The organism is Blastococcus sp. CT_GayMR16 (genome assembly GCF_004570875.1).
Lineage (GTDB): Bacteria > Actinomycetota > Actinomycetes > Mycobacteriales > Geodermatophilaceae > Blastococcus_B.
Genome location: NZ_SPQK01000030.1, coordinates 23,374 through 30,103, shown reverse-complemented (window position 1 = coordinate 30,103; position 6,730 = coordinate 23,374). Strand labels below are relative to the sequence as shown.

At 72.5% G+C, this 6,730-nt stretch carries 5 protein-coding genes; 2 read left to right on the top strand and 3 right to left on the bottom strand.

What is annotated here, in order from left to right; genetic code table 11:
- From E4P38_RS21560 to ilvA, 3 genes are all read right to left on the bottom strand, one after another.
- On the bottom strand, nt 1-680 hold a 680-nt coding region (locus tag E4P38_RS21560), incomplete at its 3' end, for an ABC transporter permease (RefSeq protein WP_135134043.1).
- The gene (locus E4P38_RS21555; protein ID WP_135134042.1) at nt 677-1,690 is read right to left on the bottom strand and encodes an ATP-binding cassette domain-containing protein; all 1,014 of its coding nucleotides are present in this window, start codon (nt 1,688-1,690) and stop codon (nt 677-679) included. The genes E4P38_RS21560 and E4P38_RS21555, both read right to left, overlap by 4 nt.
- Nucleotides 1,691-1,846: 156 nt before the next feature.
- Nucleotides 1,847-3,073 (bottom strand): threonine ammonia-lyase, encoded by a 1,227-nt coding sequence (gene ilvA / locus E4P38_RS21550; protein ID WP_135134041.1) that lies wholly within the window; start codon nt 3,071-3,073, stop codon nt 1,847-1,849.
- Nucleotides 3,074-3,265: 192 nt separating this feature from the next.
- Here ilvA and E4P38_RS21545 point away from each other — a divergent pair, with 192 nt between their 5' ends.
- Both E4P38_RS21545 and E4P38_RS23955 read left to right on the top strand, forming a co-directional pair.
- Nucleotides 3,266-4,738, top strand: a complete 1,473-nt coding sequence (locus E4P38_RS21545; protein ID WP_135134040.1) for a sigma 54-interacting transcriptional regulator — start codon at nt 3,266-3,268, stop codon at nt 4,736-4,738.
- A gap of 1 nt (nt 4,739) precedes the next feature.
- A complete protein-coding gene (locus E4P38_RS23955) occupies nt 4,740-6,728 on the top strand; it encodes a VWA domain-containing protein (protein ID WP_135134039.1) in 1,989 nt (662 codons plus the stop codon).
- Nucleotides 6,729-6,730: the final 2 nt, after the last annotated feature.

The window sequence follows — 6,730 nt, the reverse complement described above, 5'->3', positions numbered from 1 at the left end:
GCGCCGAAGGAGTTGCCGAACAGGTTGCGGGCCGCCTGCACGACCGAGGACACCGGGTTCCATTCCGCGAAGTGCCGCAGCACCGACGGAAAGGTCTCCAGCGGCACGAACGTGTTGGCCACGAAGGTGATCGGGAAGATCACGATGAAGCTGGCGTTCTGCACCACCTCCGGCGTCCGGACGATCAGGCCCACCAGCGCCATCAGCCAGGACATCGCGTACGCGAACCCGAGCAGGACCAGGAAGCCGCCCACCGCCTCGGCGAACGAGGTGTGGATCCGCCAGCCCACCAGGAGCCCCGTGAGCGCCATGACCACGATCGACAGCGCGTTCAGCGCGAGGTCGGCGACGGTCCGGCCGACCAGCACCGCCGAGTGCGCCATGGGCAGCGAGCGGAACCTGTCGATCAGGCCCTTCTGCAGGTCGTCGGCCAGGCTGGCGCCGGTGATCGTGCTCCCGAAGATCACCGTCTGCGCGAAGATCCCGGGCAGCAGGAACTCCGCGTAGCTGACGTCGCCGGGCACGTTGATCGCCCCGCCGAACACGTAGCGGAACAGCAGCACGAACATGATCGGCGACAGGGTCGCGAACACGATCAGATCAGGGACGCGCTTCACCTTGATCAGGTTGCGTCGGGTGATCGTCAGGCCGTCGGAGACGGTCATCGCCAGCGAGGTCATCGCGCGCTCCCCACGGTAGCCGCCTCCGAGTGGCCGGCTTCCGGTCGTTCCGGTTCGGGCTCCTTGCCGTTCTCGGCAGCGTGGCCGGTGAGGGTCAGGAACACGTCGTCGAGGTCGGGCCGGCGGAGCCCGACATCGAGCACCTCCACGCCGCTGCCCTCCAGCCGGCGCAGCGCCTCGGCCAGCACCTCGGTACCGCCGCGCACCGGCAGGCTGAGCCGGCGGCTCTGCTCGTCGGCCCGCGGCTCGTCGATGGCCAGCTCGCGCAGCCGGGCCGTCGCCTCGGCGACGTCGACCGGTCGGCCGAAGGTGAACTCCAGCCGCTGACCGCCGACCTGGGCCTTGAGCTCGTCGCCCGTGCCCCGGGCGATCACCCGGCCGTGGTCGATGACCACCATCCGGTCGGCGAGGCGGTCGGCCTCCTCCAGGTACTGGGTGGTCAGCAGGATCGTCGTGCCGCCGTCGGCGAGGTCGGCGATGAACTCCCACATCGCCAGCCGGCTGCGCGGGTCGAGCCCCGTCGTCGGCTCGTCGAGGAAGAGCACCCGCGGGCGGGCGATCAGCGAGGCCGCGATGTCGAGCCGTCGCCGCATCCCGCCGGAGTAGGTCTTGGCCGGCCGCTGGGCGGCGTCGGTGAGGTCGAACCTGGCCAGCAGCTCGTCGGCCCGTGACCGGGCCTCGGCCTTCGGCAGGTGGTAGAGCCGACCGACCATCTCGAGGTTCTCGAAACCGGTGAGGTACTCGTCGACGGCGGCGTACTGGCCGGTGAGACCGATGGAGGCGCGCACCTCGTCCGCGTCGCGCACCACGTCGAGCCCCACCACCTCGGCCCGGCCCGCGTCGGCGCGCAGCAGGGTGGTGAGGATCCGCACCACCGTGGTCTTCCCGGCGCCGTTGGGGCCGAGGAGCCCGAGCACCGAGCCCTCGGGAACGGACAGGTCCACTCCGTCGAGCGCCGTGGTGGCGCCGAAGCGCTTCACCAGCCCTTCGACGACGATCGCATCGGTCATGACGGGCACGCTATGTCGTACCGGTGACAGTTCCCGACCGCTTTTCGCGACCGGTGAACAGGATTTCGGGGTTCGTTCAGATGCATGCAACCCAGACGAGCGGCCGCCCCGGAACTCATCGGCCCGCGCGGCCGACACCCCGGCCGGGCGACGGGCTCAGCCGGAGATGACCGGGAAGCCCGCCCGGGTCAGGGCCGCGGCCACCTCGGCGGCGTGGTCGGGACCGCGCGTCTCCAGGACGACGGACACCTCGACCTCACCGATGTGCAACTGGGTGTCGGTCCGCTCGTGCTCGACCTCCAGCACGTTGGCGCCGACCGCCGCGAGCTCGGCCAGGACCGCGGCGAGGGACCCCGGCCGGTCGGGCACCCGGAGGCGCAGCGAGAGGTACCGCCCGGCGGCGGCCATGCCGTGCTGGACGACCTTCAGCAGCAGCACCGGGTCGATGTTGCCGCCCGAGATGATCGCGACCACCGGGGGCGGGAACGCGCTCGGGTCGGCGAGGACGGCAGCGACCGCGGCCACTCCGGCGGGCTCGACCACGAGCTTGGCCCGCTCCAGGCAGAACAGCAGGGCTCGGGAGAGGTCCTCCTCGGTGACCGTGCGCACCTCGTCGACCAGTTCGGCGCAGAGGGCCAGGGTGAGCTCGCCCGGCGAGGCCACCGCGATGCCGTCGGCCATCGTCGACATGGCCGGCAGCGCGACCGGCCGGCCGGCGGCCAGGGAGTCGGGGAACGCCGCTGCCCCTTCGGCTTGGACGGCGACGACCCGCACGTCCGGACGGCGGTCCTTGACCGCGGCCGCGACCCCACCGAGCAGTCCTCCGCCCCCCGCGCTGACGACAACGGTGGCGACGTCCGGGCACTGGTCGAGGATCTCGAGGCCGACCGTGCCCTGTCCGGCGATCACGTCGGGGTGCTCGAACGGATGGATGAACACCGCGCCCGTGCGCTCGGCGTGCTCGGAGGCAGCCACGAGCGCCTCGGTGAGGGACTGCCCGTGCAGGACGATCTCCGCGCCGTAGGCGCGCGTGGCCGCGACCTTCGGCAGCGGCGCGGTCTCCGGCATGAACACCGTGGCCTTCGCGCCCAGCAGGCGCGCCGCCAGGGCGACCCCCTGCGCGTGGTTGCCGGCGCTGGCGGCGACCACTCCCCGGGCCCGCTCGGCGTCGGTCAGCCGGGAGATGCGCGTGTAGGCGCCGCGGATCTTGAACGAGCCGGTGCGCTGCAGGTTCTCGCACTTGAGCCAGACCGGGCCCCCGACGAGGTCGGCCAGACCCCGGGAGTGCCACAGCGGGGTGTGCCGGACGACGTCGGCGAGCAACTCGGCAGCGGCCTCGACATCGGCACCACTGACCAGGGAGAGCTCGCCGGGACCGGTCACGGGCCAGATCCTCGCAGGAGGGAGCGTGAGAGACGCGACCGGCGTCAGGTCGCGTCGAGTCGTCCGCGCAGGCGCGACGAGGGCGCTCAACGCACCTGGGGACGGAAATTGGCCGCGGTGTCGTCCGGAGCACGACAGGTCACGACGACAAAGGACATGGCCAGATCACATCGCCGTCGTACCGTGGTCGAGGTGACGGACATCCCTGGAGCCACCTCGGCGCCCAGCAGCCCTTCCCCCGCCCCCACGACCCTCGGTGAGCTCCGCGACGGCGGGGCCACCTTCCGCCCGGTCAAGGCCGAGCTCCGCACGAACCTGCTCGCCCGTCTCGGTCGCGGCGAGCCCAGCCTGCCCGGCATGGTCGGCTTCGAGGACACCGTCCTGCCCGAGGTCGAGCGGGCGATCATCGCCGGCCACGACCTGGTCCTGCTCGGCGAACGCGGCCAGGGCAAGACCCGGCTGATCCGCACCCTCGTCGGCCTGCTGGACGAGTGGACGCCGGTCCTGGTCGGCAGCGAGCTCAACGAGCACCCGCTGCACCCGATCTCCGTCTGGGCCCACCGCCGGATCGCCGAGCACGGCGACGCCACCCCCGTCGGGTGGCTGCACCGCAGCGACCGCTTCGGCGAGAAGCTGGCGACGCCGGACACCAGCGTCGGCGACCTCATCGGCGACGTCGACCCGATCAAGGTGGCCGAGGGCCGCACCTTGGGCGATCCCGAGACGGTGCACTACGGGCTCGTCCCGCGTACCAACCGCGGCATCTTCAGCGTCAACGAGCTGCCCGACCTCGCCGAGCGGATCCAGGTCGCGCTGTTGAACGTGCTCGAGGAGCGCGACATCCAGATCCGCGGCTACCGCGTGCGCCTGCCGCTGGACCTCCTGCTCGTGGCCAGCGCCAACCCCGAGGACTACACCAACCGCGGCCGGATCATCACGCCGCTGAAGGACCGCTTCGGCGCCGAGGTGCGCACCCACTACCCGCTCGAGCTCAGCGACGAGATCCGGCTGCTGCACCAGGAGGCGCACGTCGCCTGGTCCGACGGCGCGCACGACGCCTTCGAGCACCCGATCATCCCCGAGCACCTGGCCGAGATCATCGCCCGCTTCACCCGGCTGGTCCGCGAGTCCAGCCACGTCGACCAGCGCTCCGGCGTCAGCGCCCGCTTCGCCATCGCGAGCCTGGAGACGATCGCCGCCTCCGCCGTCCGCCGGGCGGCCATCGCCGGGGAGACCCGGCCGGTGGCGCGGGTCGTCGACCTGCCCAGCGTGGTGCCGGCGAGCCGCGGCAAGGTCGAGTTCGCCGACTCCGGGGCCGATCCGGACGACGAGCGGGAGCTGGAGATCCTGGAGCACCTGCTGCGCCAGGCCACCGCGCAGACCTTCCGCGCCCGCTGCGCCGGACTCGACCTCACCGGGCTGCAGGAGCACTTCACCGGCGGGGAGACCGTGGAGTCCGGCGAGCTGGTGCCCGCGCCGGTGCTGCTCGGTCAGCTCGGCACCATCCCGAAGCTGGCCGAGCTCCTGGGCCGGCTCGGCGTCCCGGAGGGCGAGCAGTCGGCCGAACAGGCCGCCGCGGCCGTCGAGTTCGCGCTCGAGGGCCTCTATCTCACCCGCCGACTGGCGAAGGACACCGACGGCACCCGCACGATCTACGGGGCCTGACGTGCCTGCCAGGAGGGGCGGTCGCGGATACCGCTACGGCCGGTGGCACGGCGGGCCCGACCCGCTCGCGCCCCCGTACGACCTCGGGAACGCGGTCGACGAGATCGGTGACTCGGTGCTGGCCGGCAGCGGGGTGCGGGAGGCTCTGCGCGAGCTGCTGCGCCGCGGCACGGAAGGACGACGGGGCCTCGACGAGCTGCGCCGGTCGGTGCGCGAGCGGCTGCGGAAGGCGCGCACGGCCGGGCGCATGGACGGCACGCTGCAGGAGGTCCGCGAGCTGCTCGACCAGGCGGTGACCGCGGAGAAGCGCGAGCTCTTCCCCGACCCCGACGACGCCGCCCGGCTGGCCGAGGACGAGCTGGACGCACTGCCGGACGACACCGCCGGCGCCGTCCGGGCGCTCAAGGACTACCCGTGGCGCTCACCGGAGGCCCGGCAGGCCTACGAGCAGATCCAGGACCTGCTGCGCCGGGAGGTGCTCGACAGCTCCTTCGCCTCGATGAAGCAAGCGCTGGAGAACGCCACCGACCAGGACATGCAGGCGGTCAAGGACATGGTCGCCGACCTGTCGCAGCTCATCGACGCGCACAACCGCGGCGAGGACACCGACCAGCGGTTCGCCGACTTCATGGACAAGCACGGCCAGTTCTTCCCGGACAACCCGGAGTCCATCGAGGAGCTGATCGACTCCCTGGCCCGCCGGGCGGCTGCGCAGGAACGGATGATGGCCGGACTGTCCCCGGACCAGCGCGCCGAGCTCTCGGACCTGATGGCCCAGACCATGGCCGACATGGGCCTGGCCAGCGAGATGTCCCACCTGCAGGACGCCCTCCGCCAGGCCCGGCCCGACCTGCCGTGGGGGCAGCGCGGGCAGGTGCCCGACGGGGAGCAGGCGCTCGGCATGGGCGACGCGACCAGCGCCGTCGCCGAGCTCGCCGACCTCGAGGCGCTGTCCAGCCAGCTGTCCCAGGGGTACGCGGGCGCCTCCCTGGCTGACATCGACGAGGAGCTGCTCGAGCGGGCCCTCGGCCGCCCGGCGGTCGACGACCTGGCGGCGCTGCGCCAGATGGAGCGCGAGCTGGAGCGGCAGGGCTATCTCAACCGCTCCGACGGCAAGCTCGAGCTCTCCCCCAAGGCGGTCCGGCGGCTCGGGGCGACGGCGCTGCGCCGGGTGTTCGCCAAGCTCGACGCGACCGGCCGCGGTGACCACGACGTGGCCGATGCCGGCTCCGCGGGCGAGCTCACCGGCAGCTCCCGGGAGTGGCGGTTCGGCGACGAGCAGCCCCTGGACGTCGTCCGGACGGTGAAGAACGCCGTCCTGCGCACCGCCGGCGAACCACGCACCGAGCACCAACGCAAGGTGAGGATCGCCGTCGAGGACTTCGAGGTGGTCGAGACCGAGCGCCGCACCGGCGCCGCGGTCGCGCTGCTGGTCGACCTCTCCTACTCGATGGCGCTGCGCGGCACCTGGGGTGCGGCGAAGTCGACGGCGATGGCGCTGCACTCGCTGGTCACGACCCGCTTCCCGCAGGACGAGATCCAGATCATCGGGTTCTCCTCGGTCGCCCAGGTGCTGCGTCCGGAGACCCTCGCCGAACTGTCCGTGGACACCCTGCAGGGCACCAACCTCCAGCACGGGCTGATGCTCGCGCGGCGGTTCCTCGCCCGGCACCGGGACGCCGAGCCCGTCGTCCTGGTGGTCACCGACGGTGAGCCCACCGCCCACCTGGAGGACGACGGGACGCCGTTCTTCTGCTGGCCGCCCATGCCGGAGACGATCGCCCGGACCGTCGCCGAGGTGGAGCGCGTGGCCCGCACCGGCGCGACCGTCAACGTGTTCGCCCTCGACCCCGACCCGGGACTGGTGCACTTCGTCCACGACCTCACCCAGCGGGCCGGCGGGCGGGTGTTCCAGCCGGATCCCGAGCGGCTGGGCGAGTACGTGGTCGCCGACTATCTGCGGACGCGCCGGGGGCGCCGCGCGCACTAGCA